Here is a 21,703-nt window from a genome sequence, read left to right as displayed (position 1 = left end):
GGCCACTGTTTCGATGTTCTACGAACAATGAATAAAGAAAGCGGCTTCCCTGCCCCCTCACGCCCCAGAGTCAGGAGCCAACCCATGAGTCCCCCTACCCTGCGCGCGTTCGTCCTCGAACAGGTCCTGGACGCCCAGGCCCGCGTCCCCGCGGTCGTCGGCCGGGACGCGACCGACGTGATCACCCCCGACCGCACCCTGCGCGACGCGGCCCTCGCCCTGCTGGTGCTGCCCGGGCCGGACGACCAGGACCTCACCGCCCGACTCCTGTCGGCCCTGCGGGAGTTCACCGACCCGGAGCACCCCGGCTACCGCGAACTGCTCGATGTCACCGGTGCCCCGCACCCGGTGGGTGACGTCCGCACGCCCTCGGTCCAGGCGCTCGCCGCCTGGGCCCTGCACCGGGCCGGCGACCTGCTCGGCGACACGGATCTGGCCGCCGAAGCACGCACCGCGCTGCGTAGCGTCACCGACGCGGTGACCCGCCACGCCTGGCCCGCCCGCCTCGACCGGTCCTGGTCCACGGTCCTGGACGGGGCGAGCCCGCTGGAGGAGGCCGCCGTCCTGGTCCTGGCCGCCGACGCCGTGGACGACGGCACCCCCGAGTGGTCCGCGTTCCTCTCCGACGCCGCCCGGCACCTGGAGCGGTACGTGCACGGCGACGGCGTCTGGGCCTGTCTCACCCCGCGCGGCGAACCGGACACCGTGCACGGCCACCGCACCCGCGCGAGCGCCCTGGCCGCGCTCGCCTGGACCCGGCTCCACGAGCGCGGTCAGGACGGGGCGGACCGCGCCCGCAGGGCGCTGCTGCACGTCCAGGCCCACCATCCGCACGTGGGTGCCCGTGGCTACTGGGACCGCAGCGACGCGGCCTCCGTGGTCCGGGTCGACCCGGTCGCCGCCCTGCACGGCCGCCCGGACTCCCCCTTCCCCGCCAAGCTTGTCGCCGACCACGCCCTCCTGGCCCTGGCCGCCCGCCGGACCGCCGAACTCGGTGGAGGCGCCGACGGCGTGGACGTACGACTCAAGACGATGGCCGAGGAGGCCGCCGCCGAGGTCGAGCGCTACAGCGACCCGCGGGCCGGCGGTGTCTTCCAGGGGCAGGGCAGCTGGTTCTCCACGCCGGTCGACCCGACGGTCCCGCTGGCCCGGCACGTCATGGTGCCGCCCCGCACGACCGGCTCGTTCGCCGTCGGCAACACCACGTACGTGCCCTTCCACGGCAAGCACGCCCAGACCCAGCTCCTCGCCCTGGCTGCGCTCGGGGACCGGCGGCCCCCGGTCCCCGCGGCCCCGGCGCTCACCGAGCCGCCACAGCCGGAGCCGTTCGACAACGACCTCACCCGCGTCACGAGCGCCCCGCTCTCCGAGGGGCTGGTCGACATACCGGGCTACCTGCGCTGGCTGAGGTCGACCGCCTCCGGCCTCGGCTACGGTCTCACCCCGTACCGCGCCCCGCTCGGCCTGCGCTCGGACCGCACCGCGCAGACGTTCTCCGTGCTGCACGTGGTCTCCGACCTGATGGCCCTGGGCGAACCGGTGCCGAACGTACCGGGGGTGCTCGCCGGGGTCTTCGCCACCCAGAACACCGACGGCGGCTTCGGGGAGCAACCCTCCCTGCCGTCCGAGGCGTTCACCACCTACTGCGCCGTCCTGACGGCGGCCGTGCTGGGCGGTGCGGACCACCCGGACTTCGACCGCGAGCGGTGCGTGGAGTTCGTACGGGCCTGCCAGCGCCCCGAGGGCGGTTTCGGCAACGCGCCCGGTTTCCCCTGCGACGCCTGGCACTCCCACCTCGCCGCGCTCACCCTGGTCGCGCTCGACGCGCGCCCCGAGCGTCCGGACGACCTAGTGGCGTACCTGCTGAACTGCCAGAACCCCGACGGTGGTTACGGCAACCAGCCCGGCTCGCCGTCCGACACGTTCGCCACCTTCCGGGTGGTGGACACCCTGGTCGCGCTCGGTCTGCGTCCGCCGCACGCCGAGAAGACCGTCGCCTGGCTGCGGAGCCTGCAAACCGAGGCGGGCGGCTTCCGCTACCGGGACAACGGCGTGGAGAGCTTCGTCGGCTCCTACCACGCCATCGCGGCGCTCTACGTCCTGGGCGCCCTCCCTGCCGACACCGCCGCCTGCACGCGGTGGATCGCGGTCCGGCAGAGCGCCGACGGCGGCTTTTCCCGGACACCCGGCGGACCCTCCGAAACCACCGACGAAGGGTTCATCGCGATCCAGGCCCTCCACATGCTCGAAGGGAAGCTCAACCGCTCCTGGGCGGTGATGATGACATGACCGGTGTTTCCTCGACTCCCACCGTCGCCGCGGCGGCCGACAGCCGGCCCGCCCCCTCGGCGCGGACCGTCTCCCTCCTGTGCTTCGCGACGATGTTCGTCATCGGCACCGACACGTTCCTCGTCGCGCCGCTGCTGCCGACCCTGGCCGGCACCTTCGACGTCTCCTCGGACGTCTCGGGCTGGATGGTCAGCGCCTACGCGCTCGGCTACGCCCTCTTCGCGCTCGTCGCCGGCCCCCTGTCCGACGGGCGTGACCGGCGCAGGGTGCTGCTGGCCGGGCTGGTCGGATTCATCGTGATGACCGCGCTGTGCGGCTTCGCCCAAGGCCTGTGGACGATGATCCTCTTCCGGTTCCTGGCCGGTGTGAGCGCCGCGTTCGTCTCCCCGCAGATCTGGGCGTCCATCCCGGTCCTGGTGAAGCCGGAGGAGATCATGCGGACCATGGGCTTCGCCACGGCGGGTCTGTCCATCGCACAGTTCGCGGGCATCCCGCTCGGCAGCTGGCTGGCGGCCGTCTCCTGGCACCTGCCGTTCTGGGCGATCGGCGTCGCCTCCGCGCTGCTGTGGCTGCTCCTCGCCCGTCTCTTCCCGTCGGTCCCGGGCCGTCCGAACGCCTCCGGCAACGGTGCCCGGTCGATCCCGCGGACGTACGGCACGGTCCTCGGCGCCGGCCGCCTGCGCTGGTATCTCCTCGGCTACCTGGTGTTCCAGACCGGCAACTTCGAGGCCATCTCCTTCTTCGGCTCCTGGTTCACCAAGGACTTCCACCTGAGCGTCGGCTCCGTCGGTACGGCCATGATGGCGGTCGGCGCGGGCAACGTGATCGGCTCGCTGTTCGGCAGCCGGGTCGTACGGCGCCTGGGCCTGTACCGGTCGCTGCTGACGGCCGTGCTGACCCTCGTCGTCCTGTACTGCCTGGTGCCGCTCGCGCCGAACCTCCCCACGGCGCTGGTGCTGCTGGCGCTGGTGATGATGGTCGCCGGGTTCGTCTTCCCGGTGTTCATGAGCATCCTTCAGCAGCAGACCGAGACCGCCCGCGGCACCGTCTCGTCCCTCGCCAACGCGGCGATGTACGTCGGCACGACCGTCGGCGGCGCGGTCGGCGGTGTCCTGCTGGCCGATGTGACCGGCTTCTGGGGCGTCGCCGCCTTCACCGTCGCCGCGTACCTGGTCTCGCTCGCGGTGTACGCGGCGGCCGGGGCGTTCCGCCGCCGGCCGGCGGTACGGCCGCAGGGGGCCGGCGCGTGAGCACGGCCGTCCTCTTCGACCGGTACGGGACACCGGACGAGCTGTACCGGGCCGACGTCCCCGTCCACTCCCCGGGATCCGGCGAGGTGGTGGTCCGCTACACCGCGATCGGTGTCAACCCGATCGACTGGAAGCTCCTGCGGGGCGACCTGCGCACCCACGTCCCGCTGGGCCTGCCCGGCGGCTGCCCCGGGGTGGAGGCGGCGGGGGTGGTCGTCGACGTCGGCGCGGGCGTACGGCGGTTCCGCGTCGGCGATCCCGTCATCCGGCACGGGCGGCCCGGCACCTACCGGGTGCACGAGGTGGTACCGGCCTCCCAGGAGGCCGACGAACTCACCGCGTGGCCCGCCCGGTTCTCCGCCGAGCAGGCCGCCGTGCTGCCCGTGGCCGCCGGCACCGCCTACTCGGCACTGCGCCAGGTCGGGCTGCGTGCCGGGGAGCGGCTCCTGGTCCACGGGGCCTCCGGCGGCGTCGGCCTCGCCGCGGTGCAACTCGCCCTGCTGACCGGTGCCGCGGAGGTGATCGGCACGGCCTCGGCCCGGCACCACGAGCTGCTGCGGCGGTTGGGGGCCGTCCCCGTCGAGTACGGCGACGGGCTGCCGGAGCGGCTCGCGGGACTCGGCCCGTTCGACGCCTCGGTGGACTGCGCGGGCGGGCCGGGACCGGCCGAGGCGGCACTGCGGCTGGTGGCCGACCCGGGGCGCCGGGTCACCATCGTGGCCGACCCGGAGGTCCAGCGGCGCGGTGTGCCGTATCTCGAGCACGTACCGCTGGAGCTGGCCGCCACTCTCGACCTGATCGGCCACAGCCCCTTCGAGCTGCCCGTCACCGCGCGCTTTCCGCTGTCCCGTGCTGCGGAGGCGCTCCGGCTCGGGCAGCGGGGCGGGGTCGGGGGAAAGATCGTGCTCCTTCCGGAGGAGTGACGCGGCGACAAGCCGCGGCACCCCGTCCATGACTCCCCGCCCCACCATGCGACCCCCGCATCACCCCTCACCTGAACAGGGAACAGAACATGACCTACCGCTATGACGCCGACCTCGTCGAAGCCGCAGGGAACTTCGGGGTCTTCGACCTGACCGACCCGCAGGAGACCCGCGCCAAGCTGCTCGCGGCGAGCGCCGGGCGCCCCGCCCCCGACACCACCGGGGTGGAGGTGACCGACCTGAGGATCCCGGGCCCCGAGGACAACCCCCAGGTCCCGGTGCGGGTCTACCGGCCCGCCGGAGTCGAGGAGGACCTGCCGGCGGTGCTGAACATCCACGGCGGCGGCTTCGTCATCGGCCGGATCGAGGTCGACGACGCGACCTGCCTGGACATCGCCCGCCGGGTGAAGGCGGTCGTCGTCTCGGTCGGCTACCGCCTCGCCCCGGAGAACCCCTACCCGGCCGGTGCGGAGGACTGCTACGCGGCCCTGGAGTGGCTGGCCCGGACCGCCGGTGACCTCGGCGCGGACGCGGGCCGGATCGCGGTCCACGGGATCAGCGCCGGCGGCGGGCTGGCCGCGGCGGTGGCCCTCATGGCGCGTGACCGGGGAGGCCCGCGGCTCGCGTTCCAGTACCTGGACCTTCCGGAGCTGGACGACCGGCGGGACACGCTGAGCATGCGCCGGTTCACCGACACCCCCGGCTGGAACGCTGCGAACGCCGAGCTCAGCTGGCGGCACTACCTGGGCGAGCGGGCGGGGAGCGAGGACGTGCCCGTGTACGCGGCGCCCGCCCGTGAGAAGGACCTCTCGGGACTGCCCCCGGCGTACGTGACGGCGCTCGAGTACGACCCCTGCCGGGACGAGGCGGTGGCCTACGCGGAGAACCTCTTCGCCGCGGGCGTCCCCGTCGAGACGCACGTGTTCTCCGGCGCCTACCATCTGGCGTACCTCATTCCCACGGCCAGGGTCTCCCGGCGGCGGGCCGAGGAACGCGTCACCGTGCTGCGGCACGCGCTGCACGACTGACCGGGAAAGCGCCCGGGGCCCGCCGTCCGCGGAGACGGCGGGCCGTGGAGGCTACCGGACACCTCGACAATGTTCTACCATCGTGGAACATCGAATTTTGCCCGGACTTTGCCCGCCGGGGGACGGGGCACGGACCGATACCGACAAGGAGGTCGTGCATGCGCACTGCGCTCTACCACCCCGACCGGGACGACATCTCCCTGGACAAGGTGCTGCACGCCCTGAGCGACCCGATCCGCCGCGACATCGCCCAGGTCATGCACGAGCAGGGACCACGGGTCTGCGGCCAGCTCGACTATCCGATCGCGAAGTCGACGCTCTCGCACCACCTGAAGGTGCTGCGCGAGTCCGGCGTCATGCACACCGAGGTGCGGGGCACCACCCGGGTGATCACGCTGCGCCGCGAGGACATCGAGGCCCGCTTCCCGGGCCTCCTGGACGCCGTCCAGGTCACGGCCCCCGCTCCGGAGCGCGCCCTCACCGCGGTCTGAGGGCGACGTGGTCGTCCACCCCCACCTGACCGGCAGCAGGTGACTCTCCCAGGACGTTGGCCTTCCCCCACGCCCCCAGCGGTTCCAGTGCCTCGTTCAGGGACTCGCCCCGGGGCGTGAGGGAGTACTCCACCCGGGGCGGCACCTCGTCGTACGCATCACGATGCACGAGGCCGTCGGCCTCCATCTCCCGCAGGTGCGAGGCGAGCACCTTCTCCGTGATCCGCCGCGCCGAGGCCCTCGCCGCCGAGGGCGTGACCGTGGCCCCGACCGCCGCCGAGGCGGTGGCCGCCGACCGGCTCGTGATCGCCTGCCTCCTCGACGACGCCTCCGTCGGCCAGACACTCGAAGGGGCCGACCTGGCCGGGCGGGACCTGGTGAACCTCACCACCGGCACGCCCTCCGAGGGCCGTGTCCGTGCCGCCTGGCCCGCGGCACCCGTTTCCTGGACGGCGGGATCATGGCCGTACCGCCGATGATCGGGGACCCGGACTCCGGCGCCTACGTCTTCTACGGCGGCTCGCCCGAGCTCTTCGAGGAGCACCGGGAGACCCTCGCCGTGCCGGCCGGAACCACCTTCGTCGGCGCGGATCCGGGGTTCGCCGCGCTGCACGACGTGGCGCTGCTCAGCGGCGTGTACGGCACGTTCGCGGGGGTCACCCAGGCCTTCGCACTGATCCGCCGGGAGGACATCCCGCCGAAGGACTTCGCGCCGCTGCTCGCGTCCTACATCACCGCGATGACCTCGGTCGTGCAGGAGACCGCCGACCGCCCGGAGAGCGGCGACTACCGCGAGGCCGTCGCCTCCAACCCGGCCATGCAGGTCGCGGGCTACGGGACGCTCCTGCGCACGTCCGAGGACGCAGGGCGTCAGCACGGAGCTCATGACGCCGTTCATGTCCCTGATGCGGCGCCGCCTGGCCGACGGCCACGGCGACGAGGACACCACGGGGGTGATCGACCTGCTCACCGCTCGCTAGGCCACCCACTGCTCGTACGCCAGGTTCGCCACCAGAGCGAAGACGACCGTCAGCAGCACGATCCGTACGAAGCGGCTGCCCTGCTTCAGGGCCGTGCGTGCGCCCAGCATGCCGCCCGCCAGGTTGGTCAGGAGAATCGCCGGTTTGGCTAACCGGCGATCCGCCGCTATGCAGCCCCGCTGCCTCGGCCACTTACAGTCCTGGAACTGTGAGTGCCTCCTCCTTGGAGGCAGGAAACGAGGGGCCTGGGCCAGCTGCCCCATGGCGGCGCCCGTCCCACCTTCCGGTCGAGCGCCTTCGCTCCTGACTACCGTCCAGACCGTCCGAGGGATGGTGATCATGGACGTCCTTCGGGGGGTGCTGCGTAGGCTTGTGCCGTCGTCACGGGGGGCGCGAGAGTGGATGAAGTCCTCCTCCGGTGAGCTGGCGATACGTCAGGAAAGTCGGCAAGCGGTCAGCATGAGTCCTGAAAAACCTGGGGAAAGCTGCCGGACGTGCGACTCGTTGTAGGGTGTGGAAACAGCCCTTGACCTGCAAGAACGCAGGCAGGGAGCCTACTTGCGGGAGCGTCCCAATGTTGCGTACCATGTTCAAATCCAAGATCCACCGCGCCACCGTCACCCAGGCCGACCTGCACTATGTGGGATCCGTGACGATCGACGCCGACCTTCTCGACGCCGCCGACCTGTTGCCCGGGGAGCTGGTGCACATCGTCGACGTCACCAACGGGGCCCGGCTGGAGACGTACGTCATCGAGGGGCAGCGCGGGTCCGGCGTCGTCGGGATCAACGGGGCCGCCGCCCATCTCGTGCACCCCGGTGACCTGGTGATCATCATCAGCTACGCTCAGGTCACCGACGCGGAGGCCCGTGAGCTGCGGCCCCGCGTCGTGCATGTCGACGCCGGCAACCGGATCGTGTCGCTCGGCGCCGACCCGTCCGAGCCCGTGCCCGGTTCGGACCAGCAGCGCAGCCCGCAGGCCGTAGGGGCCTGACCGGCTGACCGGTGGACTAGGAGCGTGCGTGACCATGAGCGAGACCGAGATCCGCGACGACCGGGCGGCGGGCCGCCTGGAGGCCGTCGGCGACGGTGAGGTGGTCGGCCGCATCGAGTACTTCGTGCTGGAGTCGCCCGCGCACGCCCTGGTCCCCGTCCACACCATCGTCGAGCCCGCCCACGAGGGCAAGGGCATCGCCGGATCGCTCGCCCGCGAGCTGTACGCCCTCGCCGAGCGCGAGGGCGTCCCGGTGGCCCCGCTGTGCCCGTACGTCGTCAAGTGGGCCGAACGCCACCCGGAGACCGCCCCGCCGGCCGACCCCGCGCTCCTGTCGGCCGCCAAGGACTGGCTGCGCGCCCACCCCGGACGGTTCTGAGCGGATCGTCGTTCCGCGTACCGGAGACCACTCGCGCGGAGCCGTCCCGGTGGACCCGTCGAGTGCCCACGGGTGCCCTCGGGTGAGTGGCCGCGCGGGCTTCCGGGTAGGCGGGGGAGTAGTCCAGAGGCGACGTCCCGTGACAGCGCGGAGGGCATCATGACCAACCCGCATCCCGACCCGGCCCCGCCCGCCCCGGCCCCGGGCCCCGGACCGAGCCCGACTCCGCCGGATCCCTATCCGAGCCCGGTTCCGGAGCCGGAGCCGGTCCCGGCGCCGACCCCGGTCCCGCCGGGTCCCGAGCCCACACCGCCTCCGGCGCCGCCCCACCCGGGCCCGCCGGGGCCGTCCCCGTCCCCCATCCCGCCGGGACCGGAACCGGTCCCGAACCCCGAACCAGGCCCTCCCCTCACCTGAGCACCGGATCACCGGCGCACCGAGCGGCGCCCGTCGGCGCACGGGGGCGCGGGAAACCGCGCGTCCAGCCACCGCAGACCCCCGCCGGGCGCCCCGGCCGGGCCCGGCCGCCGTCCTGCGGCGCGCCCGGGTCAGCCGGGCCGTGCCGCCGTGCGTGCCGGCCGTCACGCGGTGGTCTCGCCGCGCGGGTCGCCCTCCCGGGGCTTCCCGCCCCCGGCATCGCGGCCACGGGCCCGCGTTCTCCCGTCCGGCACCGCGGCCGTGCCGTCGCCGTTCCCGCGTCGTACGGCCGAGCAGCGGAGGACGCAGACCCCAGCAGCGCGGCCGGTGGTGGTCTCTCGTCCGCGCGCGGCCGGGCGTACGGTCCGCGCCGAGACCGCGCCCCGGCCCCCGTCGGACGGCTTCGGCCCGCTACGCCGTGACCTCGTCCCGCTCCCCGCCCCACAGCGTGTGGAACGTGCCCTCACGGTCCACCCTGCGGTATGTGTGCGCGCCGAAGAAGTCGCGCTGGCCCTGGGTCAGCGCCGCGGGCAGCCGCGGGGAGCGCAGGCCGTCGTAGTAGGCCAGGGCCGCCGCGAAACCGGGCGTCGGCACTCCCTGCCGTACCGCCGCGATCTGCACCTCGCGCCAGTCGTCCTGCGCGTCGGCGATCTCGCGGGCGAACGTCTCGTCCGACAGCAGGCTCGGCAGGTCGGGGCGGCCGTCGTAGGCCGCGCGGATGCGGTCCAGGAACGCGGCGCGGATGATGCAGCCGCCCCGCCAGATGGAGGCCACCGCGCCGAGGTCGATGTCCCAGCCGTACTCCTCGCTGCCCGCCGCGATCTCGTGGAAGCCCTGGGTGTACGACACGATCTTGGACGCGTACAGCGCCTGCTCCACCCGGTCGGCGAAGGCCGCCGCCTCCGACTCGCTCAGCGCGGACGGCTTCGGGCCGGCCAGGTCCCGGGACGCGGCCCGCAGCTCCGCGTGCCCGGACAGGGACCGGGCGAAGACCGCCTCGGCGATGCCGGACACCGGGACGCCCAGGTCCAGCGCGATCTGCACGGTCCAGCGGCCGGTGCCCTTCTGCTCGGCCTGGTCCACCACCACGTCCACGAACGGCTTCCCGGTGGCCGCGTCCACGTGGGACAGCACCTCGGCGGTGATCTCGATCAGATAGGAGTCCAGCCGGCCCGTGTTCCAGGTGCGGAAGATGTCCGCGATCTGCGCGGGGGAGTACCCGGCGACATCGCGCAGCAGCTGGTACGCCTCCCCGATGAGCTGCATGTCGGCGTACTCGATGCCGTTGTGGACCATCTTCACGAAGTGCCCGGCACCGTCGGGACCCACATGCGTCACGCACGGCGCGCCGTCGGCCGCCTTCGCGGAGATCTTCTCCAGCATCGGGCCCAGCGACCCGTACGACTCCACGGACCCGCCCGGCATGATGCTCGGCCCGTGCAGCGCGCCCTCCTCGCCGCCGGAGATGCCCGCGCCGACGAAGTGGATGCCCCGCTCGCGCAGCTCCCGCTCCCGGCGCCGGGTGTCCGCGAAGTGCGCGTTGCCACCGTCGATGATCATGTCACCGGGCTCCAGCAGCGGGGCGAACTCCTGGATCACCGCGTCCGTCGGCTCACCCGCCTTGACCATGACGACCAGGCGGCGCGGGCGTTCGAGCGCCGCCACGAACTCCTCGGCGGTCTCGGCCGCGACGAAGTCGCCCTCGTGCCCGAACTCGTCCACGAGTGCCTTCGTGCGCGACACCGTACGGTTGTGCACGGCGACCGTGTAGCCGTTGCGCGCGAAGTTACGGGCGAGGTTGCGGCCCATCACCGCGAGGCCCGTGACACCGATCTGCGCTGAAGTGCTCATACCGCCTGCTCCCTGGTTGCCTCATGTCTACGGCTCCGTCAGTACGGGACCATGCCCATCCTGACGTGCCCCGACAGGGAGCGCACAGCCGACCCGCCCACGCGGACGCGCGGCCGGAGTGTCCTGCGTCTCGTCACCGGCCGACCCCGGCTCAACAAGGGGGTGTTCCCGGCCACTTGGGCGGTGCGGCAGACCGATTCCCTGTCTTGTCATGGCCTGTTCGCGGCGCTTACCTTTGCCCCTCCTGACGCATGCCGAGGGGAATTCGGACATGGCCGTACGCGGCCGGCACCGCCGGTACCAGCCGAACAGGATCAACCGCGCCTCACTCACCGTCACCGCGAGCGGCGCCGGCCTCGCGATCCCGCTGGTCGCCGCCGGCACCGCGCACGCCGCCGACGCGGCCACCTGGAGCAAGGTCGCCGCCTGCGAGTCCAGTGGCGACTGGAGCGTCAACACCGGCAACGGCTACTACGGCGGGCTGCAGTTCACCCAGTCCACCTGGGAGGCGTACGGCGGCACCCGCTACGCGCCGCGCGCCGACCTGGCGAGCCGGGACCAGCAGATCGCCGTCGCCGAGAAGGTCCTGGACGGGCAGGGGCCCGGCGCCTGGCCGGCGTGCTCGCCCCGCGCCGGGCTCGCCCGGGGCGGTGCCGGGCCTGACGTCCACCCCGACTCCGCGGGCGTGCGCCCGGTGTCCTCCGTCAAGGACGCGCAGCCGCAGACCACCCCGCAGTCCCGCGCGGGCCGGGCCCGGATGTACACCGTCGTGCACGGGGACACCCTCTCCGGCATCGCCGGCGAGCAGCGCGTCCCGGGCGGCTGGCGGTCGCTGTACGCGGCCAACCGCGCCAAGATCGGCTCCGATCCCGACCTGATCATGCCGGGGCAGCGACTCGGCCTGAACGGCACTCCCACCACACCCGCGCCCCCCAAGTCCCCGAAGCACAAGGCCCCTTCGGAGCATCCCGGTACGCACCACACCCCGTCCCCGACCCGGCACGCGCGCGTCGCCCCGGTGAGCGCGTCCGTCGGCACCGGCTACCGCGTGGCCGGTTCGCACTGGTCGAAGGGCTACCACACCGGCGTCGACTTCCTCGTCCCGACCGGCACCTCCGTGCAGGCGGTGGCGGCCGGCCACGTGGTGTCCGCGGGCTGGGGCGGATCGTACGGCTACCAGGTGGTGCTGCGGCACGCCGACGGCCGCTACACGCAGTACGCCCACCTGTCCGCCATCTCCGTGCGGGCCGGTCAGGACGTCAGCGCGGGCCGGCGCATCGGCCGCTCCGGCTCCACGGGCAACGTCACGGGCCCGCACCTGCACTTCGAGGTGCGGACGGGGCCCGGTTTCGGCTCGGACGTCGACCCGCTCGCCTACCTCCGGGCCGGCGGCGTCAGCATCTGACGCGGGCACGGTGCCGGCAGCGGGACCGGCACCGGCACCGGCAGCGCGACCGGAACGTGGAAGCGCACGGACAGCGGGATGTACGGCGCGGGGGACGCGCCGCCGCCCGCCGGTACGCACGGCACCGGGGGTGCGCCTTCGTCCGCGGCAGGGACGTACGCCGCCGAGGGCACCCCGTCGGCCGGCCCGGCGGCGCCGTCGGCTCCGGTGCCGCACCCGGTCTCCGTCCCCGTCCCGCTGCCGGCCGTGCCCGGCACGCGCGGCACCGTCCCGGCCGCCCCGGTCCCGGCGCCGCTCGTGGGGCACCCGGACCGGTCCGCCCCCGCGTCCACCGCCCCGCGCTGCCGTGGCATCCCGGGAGCCCGCGCCGTAGCGGCCGGCCGGACGTCCGCCCGGGTCCCGACCGGGTTCTCCGCCCGGGCCTCGCCCAAGCCCCCCGTGCTCTGCGCGGTCTCCGTGTTCTCCAGCCGTTCCGTCGTCAGCATGATCAGGCCCCCCGCCGCCACCACCCCGCAGCCGAGGGCGAGCACCGTGCCCGCCGTGCCGTGGCGGAACGTCTCGCCGAACATCAGGACGCCGACCGCGGCGGCCAGCACCGGATTGACCACCGTCAGCGTGGCCAGCGGGGCGGCGAGGCCGCCGTGCCGGTAGGACAGCTGGGACAGCAGGACCCCTGCGGCCGAGAACGCGGCGATCACCCCGAGCGAGGGCAGGTCGCCGAGGCCGATGCCGCGGGTCCAGTCCACGGCCACGGTCTTGGTGAACACCGAGGACATGCCGAAGGCGACACCGGAGGCGGTGGCGAGCAGCACGCTGCGCACCGCCGGGTGCCGGTGCACGGCCAGCCCGGCGAAGGCCAGCGCCGCCACCGCCACGCCGGTGACCAGCGCGACGGCCAGCCGCTGCCCCGCGGCCAGGGAGTGCGTGGCGGAGGAGCCGACCAGGGACAGCAGACCGGCGAGGCCCGCCGTGGCCATGAGGGCGCCGCGCCAGGCGGTCGCCCCGGCCCGGCGGCCGACGCACAGAGCCGCCATGGGCAGGGCGAAGACGATGGTCAGCGCGCCGAGCGGCTGGACCAGGCTGAGCGGCCCGCACGCCAGCGCCACGACGTGCAGCACGCCGCCGAGGCCGTTGAGCGCGAGCGCGCCCCACCAGCCGGGCCGGCGCAGCGGGAGGCTGCCGGTGGACGACACCGCCACCCGCTCCTGCGCGATCGCTCCGCCCGCGTAGGCGAGGGCGGAGACGACCGACAGCAGCACGGACAACGCCAGGGCGCTCATCGGCGTCTCCTCTGGGGGCGGTGGGGGTCCTGGGCCCGTATGCGATCGGCTTCCATGGTCACCACTCTGCCCGCCCGTGATCTTCCCGTCGTCGTACCTGAGCGCAATGCCTCCTACTGCTTTTGGAGTACACCGGAGCGCCGATCGTCCCTCGGCGGGTGACGCCCGGCGGACACCGCCCGCCGTGGCGGCCGAGCGGGTACCCGCCGTACCGGCCCGGCGGCACGCCTGGTAGGAGTGCCTGTCGTGCACCTCGATCCCGGTCTCGCCGCGCTCCGCCCGCTGGGCGGCTTCTTCGTCCTGCGCACGCCCGCCGACCCGTCCGGCGGCACGGCCCCGCAGCGGCTGCCGGCCCTCGCGGACGGCTACGCGCGAAAGACGCCGTGCGACCGGGACCCGGTGGCGGCGCGGGTCGCCGTCGTCGCGGAGCGGCTGCGGACCTCCGAGCCGCGGGTGGCCGCCTCCCTCGCCCACCAGGGGCTGGCCGCCCGGCTGTGGTCGGCGGCCCTGGGCTGCGCCGTCCTGTACGGCGGGCTGCCCGACCTGGACCCCCGCCTGCTGCGCTGGGACGTGCGCGCCACCGCCCCCGACGACCTGTGGCTCACCGAGGTGCGCCCCCTGCCCGGGGACGCGCCCGCCCTCGCCGACGCCGTGCTGCACGGCCATCTGGAACCCCTGGCGGCGGTGCTGCGGGCCCGCTACGGCGTCGCGGCGGGCCTGCTGTGGGGCAACGCGGGCTCCGCGCTGGCCGCGACCGCCCGGGAACTCGGCCGCAAGGCACGTGCCCACGGCCGCGGCGACGTGGCGGCCCGCACCCGTGCCCTCACCGAGGAACTGTTCGCCCATCCGCTGCTCCACGCCACCGGGGTGCGGGCCGGCACCTCGTTCCGGCGCCGCAGCTGCTGCCTGTACTACCGGGCGCCGGGCGGCGGTCTGTGCGGCGACTGCTGTCTCACCCGTCCCCCGCGCCCCGCCCCGCCGCCCGCGAGCTGACCCGCCCGGCTGCGCGCCCACCGGGCGCCCGAGCCGCGGACGGCCGTTCCGCGCCGCGGGGCCGAGCGCGACGCGTTTCACGTAAATCGCTCGGAATGCCCGGGTTCGCGCCGCGCGCCCCTCAGGATGCAGGCAACGATGTCCAACCCGCGGAGGTCATCCGACATGAGAGGGACCCGGCGCACGCGCTGGTGCATGGCCGGGGTGATGGCAGCGTCGGTGCTGATCGCCACCCCCGCCGCACGGGCCGAGGAGCGGATCGACGGCCGCCTCACCGAGCAGGTCAACCCGTTCATCGGGAGCCGGAACGAGGGCAACACCTTCCCCGGCGCGGCCGTGCCCTTCGGCATGGTGCAGCTCTCCCCGGACACCGGGCACAGCACCGGCTACGACTACGCGCAGAACCGTATCCGCGGCTTCTCCCTGGTCCATCTCTCGGGCGTCGGCTGCCGCATCGGCGGCGACCTGCCCGTGCTGCCCACCACCGGTGACGTCACCCGGACGGACTACGCGCAGTACGCGGCGGCCTTCTCGCACGCCGACGAGGCGGCGAGCCCCGGCTACTACCGGGTCGGTCTCGGCTCCGGCATCCGCGCCGAGCTGACCGCCACCGCCCGCACCGGTGTGCAGCGCTACACCTTCCCGGCCACGCGGAAGGCCAACGTCCTGCTGAACGCGGCCCAGGCGCTGCACAAGCCGGTGAGCAGCGCGGTGGAGATCCTGGACGACCGCACCGTGCGCACCGAGATCACCGGCCACGGCTTCTGCCGGGACACCGGCCCCTACACCGTCCACACGATCACCCGCTTCAGCCGGCCCTTCACCGCCTACGGCACCTGGGCCGGCCACACGGTCACCCCCGGCGCCCGCACCGGACCCGGCGGCGCCTATCTCCGCTTCGACACCACCCGGGACCGCACGGTCGAGGCGACCACCGCGCTGTCGTACGTGGACGCGCGCGGCGCCGCGGCCAACCTGCGCGCCGAGGGCGGCCGGTCCTTCGACGCCGTACGCCACCGGGCCCGCGAGGAGTGGGAGCGCCGGCTCTCCGCCGTCCGGGTGCGGGGCGGCACGCCCGCGCTGCGCCGGACCTTCTACTCCTCGCTGTACCGCGCCCACCTCGCGCCCAACGTCGGCGGCGACGCCGACGGCCGCTACCTCGGCTGGGACCGCCGGGTCCACCGCGCCCGGGGCTTCACCTACTACCAGAACTGGTCGCTGTGGGACACCTACCGCACCCAGGCCCAGCTGCTGGCCCTGCTCGCGCCCCGCGAGGCCCGGGACATGGCCCGGTCCGTGGTCGCGGTCGACGAGGACGGCGGCTGGCTGCCCAAGTGGGGCTACGGCCCGGTCGAGACCAACATCATGACCGGCGACCCGGTCACCCCCTTCCTGACCACCGCCTACCACTCGGGCCTGCTGAAGGGCTTCGAGGAGCGGGCCTACCGGGCGCTGCGCAAGAACGCCGACGGCGTGCCGCCGGCCGCGTACCCGGGCGTCGGCCGGGAGGCCAACGCCGAGTACATCGCCAGGGGTTTCGCCCCCTACGTCAAGGGCCGGCCGTACGCCAAGACGGGCGACTCCGACTACCACTACGGCGCCTCGGTCACCCTGGAGTACGCGCTCGCCGACGCCATGCTGGCGCAGATGGCCCGCGGCCTCGGGCACCACGAGGACGCCGCCCGCTACGCCGCCCGCTCGCGCGCCTACCGGAACATCTTCGACCCCGCCACCGGCTTCTTCCGCGCCCGGGACGCCTCCGGCGCCTTCGCCGGCCCGCCCGACCCGGCCCGCGGCACCGGCTTCCACGAGGGCACGGCCTGGCAGTACCAGTGGCTCGTCCCGCAGGACGTCCCCGGCCTGACGGCGCTGCTCGGCGGCGCCCGCGCGGCCGAGGCCCGCCTGGACTCCTTCTTCGCCTACGACCGGCTGCTCGCCGACCCGGAGCGGACCGCGCGCGAGGTGTGGGTGCACGGCGACCCGTACGCCTACTACAACGCCGCCGTCTACAACCCGATGAACGAGCCGGACCTCATCGCGCCGTACACCTACCTCTCCACCGGCCACCCCTGGAAGACGACGGACGTGGTGCACGCGGCGCTGACCCTGTTCACCGACAGCCCCGAGGGCCTGACCGGCAACGACGACCTGGGCACCATGTCCGCCTGGCACGTGCTGTCGGCCATCGGGCTGTTCCCCGTCCAGCCCGGCTACGGCACCTGGGGCCTGACCACCCCGGTGTTCGACCGGGTCGACCTGACCCTGGACCGCCGCTACTGGCCGGGCGGCCGGCTGACCGTGACCGCGCCCGGCACCTCGGCCACCCAGCGCTACGTCCAGGCCGTACGTACCGACGGGACACCGCACGCACGGACCTATCTGACGACCGGCGCGCTGCGCTCCCTCGGCTCCCTCGCGTTCACCCTCGGCCCGCGCCCGTCCGCCTGGGGCACCTCGCCCGGGGCGGCGCCGCCCGTGCTGAGGTGACCGTGCCGCACCGCCGATCCACCCGTCGCCGACGTGTGAGGCAAGCCCGTGACGTCCGACCTGCTCGCTCCCCTCGACCTGGCCTTCTGGAACATGGAGTCCGACCGGCACCCGATGCACCTCGGCGCGCTCGGGGTCTTCGGCGCGCTCTCGCCCACCGCCGGGGCGCACGCCGCGGACCTGCTCGCCGCCCGCGCCGCCGCCGTGCCCGGTCTGCGCCTGCGCATCCGCGACCTGTGGCAGCCGCTCGCCTTCGGCGGCGCCGCCCGCGAGACCGCACCGGACTTCGACCCGCTCGACCACGTCCGGCTGCACGCCCCCGCCGACGACTTCCACGCGGTCGCCGGCCGGCTCCTGGAGCGCCCGCTGGAGCGCGGCCGGCCGCCGTGGGAGGCGCATGTGCTGCCCGGCGCCGACGGGGTGTCCTTCGCCGTGCTCTTCAAGTTCCACCACGCCCTCGCCGACGGGCTGCGCGCGCTGAAGCTCGCCGCCGGCGTCCTGGACCCGGTCGGCCTGCCCGAGCGCGCGCCCCGCGCCGCCGGACCGCCGCGCGGCCCGCTGCCCGACGTGCGCGGGCTGCCCGCCCGGGTCCCCGGACTGGTCCGGGGCGCGCTCTCCGAACTCGGCCGGACCCTGGACATCGGCGCCTCGCTGGCCCGCTCCACCCTCGGCATGCGCCCCTGCCCCGCGCTCATCTCCGCGCCCAGCGGCACCCGCCGCACCGCCGGGGCCGTCCTCGACATCGACGACGTGCACCGGGTGCGCAAGAGCGCCGGCGGCACGGTGAACGACGTCCTCGTCGCCGTCGTCGCCGGGGCCCTGCGCCGCTGGCTGGACGAGCGCGGCGACGGCAGCGCGGGCGTGGCGCCGCGCGCCCTGATCCCCGTCTCCCGGCGCCGTCCGCACGCCGCCCAGCCGCAGGGCAACCGGCTCTCCGGCTACCTGATGCGGCTTCCGGTGCACGAGGGCGACCCGCTCGGCCGGCTGCACACCGTGCGCACCGCGATGGCCCGCAACAAGGACGCGGGGCCCGACCGGGGCGCCGGCGCGGTGGCCCTGCTCGCCGTCCACGTCCCGGCGCTCGGTCACCGGCTCGGCGGGCCGCTGGTCGGGCAGGCCGCCCGGCTGTGGTTCGACATCCTCGTCACCAGCGTGCCGCTGCCCGGCTTCGGCCTGCGGCTCGGCGGCCAGGAGCTGACCGAGGTCTATCCGCTGGCCCCGCTCCCGCCCGGCCAGGCCCTGGCGGTCGCGATCTCCACGTATCGCGGGCGCGTGCACTACGGACTGGTCGCCGACGCGCGGGCCGTACCGGACCTGGACCGGCTCGCGCGAGCGGTGCGGACGGAGATGACGGCGCTGCTGGCGGCCTGCGACCACTGAGGACCGGTCCAGAGCCGGCGTCCGGCACCGCCTGGTTCCCGCCGCGCAGGCCCGCCGCCCGGGCGGCCCCCAGTGGGCGCGGACCGGGCCGCGGCCGGGTTCCGGGGGCGCCGCCCGCGGGGTCTCGTGCGATGTGTCGTCGGATGGGAACGGGGCTTCCGGCGGCTCCCGGTTCCCGCCCGTACCCGGTGCGCGGCGGCTGTGCCGGCGGTGGTCCGCGGGAGCGGATCCGGCCGCGGTTTGGCCGACCGGCCCGGCGCTCCGTAAAATTCGCTGTTCGAAGGCGGGCGCGAGTCGGAGCGCTGCGCGGGTGACCAGGGAAACGGCAGCGCGATGACGGTGACAGAGGACGGCTCGGCGTCCATGGACGAGATGGTCTACGGGCCCGGTATCGACCCGGAGCGGCTCGCCGTCTGCCTCGGTGTGCTGGAGGAACTGGACCGGCTCGACGTCGACCACCCCGACGCGATCAAGGTGCGCCGGGCCACCTCGCACCTCTACCGCGTGGTCAAGCAGCGCCGCCGCCAGGAACGCCGGGCCGCCAAGACCGCCCACGACCGCGCCGTCACCGAGGCCACCGCCACCGGCTCGGCCGAGCGCATCGACGACGAGACGGAAGGCATCCTGCCCTCCTCGAAGGTCGAGGCGGGCACCATCGCGGGCATACTCCAGCGCCCGCGTTCCTGCTACACCTGCAAGACCCGGTACGTGGAAGTCGACTACTTCTACCACCAGCTCTGTCCCGACTGCGCCCGGCTCAACCGCGCCAAGCGCGACGCCCGGGCCGACCTGACCGGCAAGCGCGCCCTGCTCACCGGCGGCCGGGCCAAGATCGGCATGTACATCGCGCTGCGGCTGCTGCGTGACGGTGCCCACACGACCGTCACGACCCGCTTCCCCAAGGACGCCATCCGCCGCTTCAAGGCGATGGAGGACTCGGCGGACTGGCTGCACCGGCTGGAGGTCGTCGGCATCGACCTGCGCGACCCGGCCCAGGCCGTCGCGCTGGCCGAGCAGGTCGCCGAGGCCGGCCCGCTGGACATCCTGATCAACAACGCCACGCAGACCGTGCGCCGCCTGCCCTCCGCCTACGCCGCCCTGGTCGACGGCGAGAGCGCCCCGCTGCCCGCCGGCGAGCTGCCCGCCCACCACGTCATCGGCGCCTTCAACTCCGGCGCGGTGGACGGCCTGGCCGCGCTACCCGTCGGCACCAGCGGGCTGGACGCGCAGAAGGTGGCCGATCTCGCGCTCGTCGCGGGCAACGCCAGCGTCGCCCGGCACCTCGACGGCACCGCCATCGACGCCGGTGGCCTGCTCCCCGACGTGGTGGAGAGCAACACCTGGGTGCAGACCATCGACCAGATCTCCCCGGTGGAGCTGCTGGAAACCCAGCTGTGCAACTACACGTCGCCGTTCATCCTGATCAGCCGGCTCCGCCCGGCGATGGCGGCAGCCGCCGGGAAGGCCGCGAGCGGACGGGCGTACGTCGTGAACGTCTCGGCCATGGAAGGCGTCTTCAGCCGTGGCTACAAGGGCGCGGGCCACCCCAACACCAACGCCGCCAAGGCCGCGATGAACATGGTGACGCGCACCAGCGCCCAGGAGATGTTCGAGTCCGACCGGATCCTGATGACCTCCGTCGACACCGGCTGGATCACCGACGAGCGCCCCCACTACGACAAGCTGCGCCTCGCCGAGGCCGGCTTCCACGCCCCGCTCGACCTGATCGACGGCGCCGCCCGCGTCTACGACCCGGTCGTGCGCGGCGAGGCGGGCGAAGACCTGTACGGCGTCTTCCTGAAGGACTACGAGCCCGGCAAGTGGTGAGCGCGCGGCGGGCGTTGGCCTGAGCGGTGGCGGCCGGGCGGACCTCGGCCGGCCGGGCTTCAGCCGGTTGTGTCCCCGTCGGCCGCGCCTTGGCCACCGCGCCTCGGCCGCCGTGCCTCAGTCGACCGCGCCGAGCCGGGTCCGGTGGGCCGCCACCAGCTCCAGCACGGTGCGCCAGTCCTCCAGCACGCCCGCGTCGAAGCCGGGCGTGCGGCCCTCCTCCTCGGCCTGGCGCAGCCGCAGCACATCGTCGTCGGCCGGGTCCGCGTCCGCGCGGACCAGCCGGGACACCCGCTCCCCGAGCAGGGCGCGCACCGCCTCGGCGGCGCGGCCGGCCCGGGCCGCCTCGTCGCCCGGGCTCAGCACCGGCCCGATGCCCCGCACCAGAGCGGCCACCTGCAACTCCTTGTCGGCGGGACGGCTGCGGCGCAGCAGCGCGGCGGTCCGCAGCGCGTGCCGGTGCGGGCCGGCGTACAGCAGATCCATCAGCTCCTCGACGCTGCGCAGCTCCATGCGTCAGTCCTTCCGCGAGACAGCCGTTGCCGCGTCAGCAGATCATGGCCGGCTTTCCGTCCGGCCAACGGCATTTGAACTGCGCCCGGTCGGCCCACCACCCTCAACTTATTTCGAAGAGGCGTTCGTTCGCATCCGCCGTCCGGGTGATTTCGGATGTCGTACGAGTGAGCATCTTGTGTGAAAAGGCCCCATATTGGGGGTGATTGGGCGGCCGCGCGAAGCACAGCGGTTACAGCTTGTTTGCATTCCCTATCGAGCGGATGCCCGCTCATTTGGTTAATCTGGAGGCGACGGACAACAGCACGGGGTCTCACCCACACCCACCGTCCGTCCTGGGGCACGCCGGCCACAACGGCCCGCTCCGGCACAGCGGAACCGGCGCCACCGCGTCCGAACCTGGCTTTCCATCCAGACCCGAGCGGGCGTCCAGCGCCGTGGCGCAGACTGTCCGGTACGCCCCGAGGGTGACCCGACACATAAGGAGTGCGCGGTGACACCGGAGAAGACGAATCGCGAACAGCGGCCCGAGGAACGCGCGGAGCGCAGAGGCCGCCGCCCCGGAGAACTCGGCAGTCTGGAGGTGTGGGCCCGTTCCGCCCCGATCCGCCTCGCCGGATACGAGGAAGACCTGGCCGAGCCGCACATCCTGCCGAGCGTGGACTGACCCTCCCGGCCGGGCCGGCCGCGATCACCGCCCGCATGGGCGTGACAGACTCACGCCCATGCCGATCAGAGAAGCCACAGCCGGGGACTGGCCGCGGATCTGGCCTTTCTGGCACCGGATCGTCGCTGCCGCCGAGACCTACGCCTGGGACCCCGGCACCACCGAGGAAGCGGCCCGTGCGCTGTGGATGAGCCCGGCCAAGCGGGTCTACGTCGCCGGGGACGAGGACGGGAGCGTGGTCGGCTCGGCCTACCTCACCCCCAACTACGGCGGACCGGCGGCCCGTGTCGCGAACGCCGGCTTCATGGTCGACCCGGACCACTCCGGCCGGGGCATCGGCCGCGCCCTCGCCACCCATGTGCTGGCCGAGGCCCGTACGCACGGCTACCGCGCCATGGTCTTCAACGCCGTGGTCGAGACGAACCCCGCCGTCGCCCTGTGGACGTCCCTCGGCTTCACCGTCCTCGGCACGGTCCCGGAGGCGTTCGAGCACCCCCGCCACGGCAGGGTGGGGCTGCACATCATGTACCGGGCGCTGGACTAGCGACG

The 21,703-nt window shown here is 74.0% G+C and carries 17 protein-coding genes and 3 pseudogenes; 15 read left to right on the top strand and 5 right to left on the bottom strand.

From position 1 onward, the window contains the following. Window positions 1-84 precede the first annotated feature (84 nt). From ACZ4W9_RS00970 to ACZ4W9_RS00950, 5 genes are all read left to right on the top strand, one after another. Entirely contained in the window at window positions 85-2,289 is a 2,205-nt protein-coding gene (locus ACZ4W9_RS00970; protein WP_467932289.1) for a prenyltransferase/squalene oxidase repeat-containing protein, read from the top strand. After that, the gene (locus ACZ4W9_RS00965) at window positions 2,286-3,539 is read left to right on the top strand and encodes an MFS transporter (RefSeq protein ID WP_467932288.1); all 1,254 of its coding nucleotides are present in this window, start codon (window positions 2,286-2,288) and stop codon (window positions 3,537-3,539) included. Before ACZ4W9_RS00970 ends, ACZ4W9_RS00965 begins: the two co-directional genes overlap by 4 nt. Continuing rightward, a complete protein-coding gene (locus ACZ4W9_RS00960; RefSeq protein ID WP_467932286.1) occupies window positions 3,536-4,462 on the top strand; it encodes an NADP-dependent oxidoreductase in 927 nt (308 codons plus the stop codon). The genes ACZ4W9_RS00965 and ACZ4W9_RS00960 overlap by 4 nt, the downstream gene beginning before the upstream one ends. A gap of 89 nt (window positions 4,463-4,551) precedes the next feature. Continuing rightward, window positions 4,552-5,490: an alpha/beta hydrolase gene (locus ACZ4W9_RS00955; protein WP_467932285.1), complete on the top strand. Its 939-nt coding sequence runs from the start codon at window positions 4,552-4,554 to the stop codon at window positions 5,488-5,490. Window positions 5,491-5,648: 158 nt separating this feature from the next. Further along, complete coding sequence (locus ACZ4W9_RS00950) at window positions 5,649-5,981, top strand: ArsR/SmtB family transcription factor (RefSeq protein ID WP_467932284.1); 333 nt, start codon at window positions 5,649-5,651, stop codon at window positions 5,979-5,981. Here ACZ4W9_RS00950 and ACZ4W9_RS00945 read toward each other — a convergent pair. After that, window positions 5,968-6,204 (bottom strand): annotated as a pseudogene (locus ACZ4W9_RS00945) (winged helix-turn-helix transcriptional regulator); the annotation flags it as partial. The gene ACZ4W9_RS00950 and the pseudogene ACZ4W9_RS00945 overlap by 14 nt on opposite strands. Between ACZ4W9_RS00945 and ACZ4W9_RS00940 the strand changes: the two are divergent. Then, a pseudogene (locus ACZ4W9_RS00940) lies at window positions 6,167-6,961 on the top strand (NAD(P)-dependent oxidoreductase). The pseudogenes ACZ4W9_RS00945 and ACZ4W9_RS00940 sit on opposite strands and share 38 nt — an antisense overlap. On the opposite strand, the pseudogene ACZ4W9_RS00935 reads toward ACZ4W9_RS00940, so the two are convergent. Next, window positions 6,958-7,086: pseudogene (locus tag ACZ4W9_RS00935) on the bottom strand (sulfite exporter TauE/SafE family protein); the annotation flags it as partial. The pseudogenes ACZ4W9_RS00940 and ACZ4W9_RS00935 sit on opposite strands and share 4 nt — an antisense overlap. Before the next feature lie 449 nt (window positions 7,087-7,535). Here ACZ4W9_RS00935 and panD point away from each other — a divergent pair. Both panD and ACZ4W9_RS00925 read left to right on the top strand, forming a co-directional pair. Further along, the gene (gene panD, locus ACZ4W9_RS00930; protein WP_467932283.1) at window positions 7,536-7,955 is read left to right on the top strand and encodes an aspartate 1-decarboxylase; all 420 of its coding nucleotides are present in this window, start codon (window positions 7,536-7,538) and stop codon (window positions 7,953-7,955) included. 34 nt (window positions 7,956-7,989) lie between these two features. Then, window positions 7,990-8,334 (top strand): GNAT family N-acetyltransferase, encoded by a 345-nt coding sequence (locus ACZ4W9_RS00925; RefSeq protein ID WP_467932281.1) that lies wholly within the window; start codon window positions 7,990-7,992, stop codon window positions 8,332-8,334. An 828-nt stretch (window positions 8,335-9,162) separates the two neighbouring features. Here ACZ4W9_RS00925 and gndA read toward each other — a convergent pair. Then, window positions 9,163-10,602 (bottom strand): NADP-dependent phosphogluconate dehydrogenase, encoded by a 1,440-nt coding sequence (gene gndA / locus ACZ4W9_RS00920; RefSeq protein ID WP_467932280.1) that lies wholly within the window; start codon window positions 10,600-10,602, stop codon window positions 9,163-9,165. Between the two features lie 271 nt (window positions 10,603-10,873). On the opposite strand from gndA, the gene ACZ4W9_RS00915 reads away from it, so the two are divergent. Beyond that, on the top strand, window positions 10,874-12,007 hold the full coding sequence (locus tag ACZ4W9_RS00915; protein WP_467932279.1) for a transglycosylase family protein: 1,134 nt from the start codon (window positions 10,874-10,876) through the stop codon (window positions 12,005-12,007). On the opposite strand, the gene ACZ4W9_RS00910 is transcribed toward ACZ4W9_RS00915, so the two are convergent. Beyond that, the gene (locus ACZ4W9_RS00910; RefSeq protein WP_467932277.1) at window positions 11,977-13,287 is read right to left on the bottom strand and encodes a DMT family transporter; all 1,311 of its coding nucleotides are present in this window, start codon (window positions 13,285-13,287) and stop codon (window positions 11,977-11,979) included. The genes ACZ4W9_RS00915 and ACZ4W9_RS00910 overlap by 31 nt on opposite strands. A 246-nt stretch (window positions 13,288-13,533) precedes the next feature. Between ACZ4W9_RS00910 and ACZ4W9_RS00905 the strand changes: the two genes are divergently transcribed. From ACZ4W9_RS00905 to ACZ4W9_RS00890, 4 genes are all read left to right on the top strand, one after another. Then, a complete protein-coding gene (locus ACZ4W9_RS00905; RefSeq protein WP_467932276.1) occupies window positions 13,534-14,280 on the top strand; it encodes a (2Fe-2S)-binding protein in 747 nt (248 codons plus the stop codon). A gap of 165 nt (window positions 14,281-14,445) precedes the next feature. After that, on the top strand, window positions 14,446-16,767 hold the full coding sequence (locus ACZ4W9_RS00900; RefSeq protein ID WP_467932275.1) for a GH92 family glycosyl hydrolase: 2,322 nt from the start codon (window positions 14,446-14,448) through the stop codon (window positions 16,765-16,767). 48 nt (window positions 16,768-16,815) lie between these two features. Beyond that, on the top strand, window positions 16,816-18,147 hold the full coding sequence (locus ACZ4W9_RS00895) for a wax ester/triacylglycerol synthase family O-acyltransferase (protein ID WP_467932274.1): 1,332 nt from the start codon (window positions 16,816-16,818) through the stop codon (window positions 18,145-18,147). 333 nt (window positions 18,148-18,480) lie between these two features. Beyond that, a complete protein-coding gene (locus ACZ4W9_RS00890; RefSeq protein ID WP_467932272.1) occupies window positions 18,481-19,974 on the top strand; it encodes an SDR family NAD(P)-dependent oxidoreductase in 1,494 nt (497 codons plus the stop codon). Between the two features lie 117 nt (window positions 19,975-20,091). Here the strand turns inward: ACZ4W9_RS00890 and ACZ4W9_RS00885 are convergent, their stop codons facing one another. Then, on the bottom strand, window positions 20,092-20,487 hold the full coding sequence (locus tag ACZ4W9_RS00885; RefSeq protein ID WP_467932271.1) for a hypothetical protein: 396 nt from the start codon (window positions 20,485-20,487) through the stop codon (window positions 20,092-20,094). A 493-nt stretch (window positions 20,488-20,980) separates the two neighbouring features. On the opposite strand from ACZ4W9_RS00885, the gene ACZ4W9_RS00880 reads away from it, so the two are divergent. Together ACZ4W9_RS00880 and ACZ4W9_RS00875 are read left to right on the top strand one after the other, a co-directional pair. Then, window positions 20,981-21,154, top strand: coding sequence for a hypothetical protein (locus tag ACZ4W9_RS00880; protein ID WP_318200099.1), 174 nt, complete (start codon window positions 20,981-20,983; stop codon window positions 21,152-21,154). Window positions 21,155-21,212: 58 nt separating this feature from the next. Further along, a complete protein-coding gene (locus ACZ4W9_RS00875) occupies window positions 21,213-21,698 on the top strand; it encodes a GNAT family N-acetyltransferase (RefSeq protein WP_467932270.1) in 486 nt (161 codons plus the stop codon). Window positions 21,699-21,703: the final 5 nt, after the last annotated feature.

Source organism: Streptomyces sp. NPDC029296 (genome assembly GCF_055569255.1).
The sequence above is the reverse complement of the archived record's forward strand: the minus strand, read 5'-3'. Positions and strand labels throughout refer to the sequence as shown.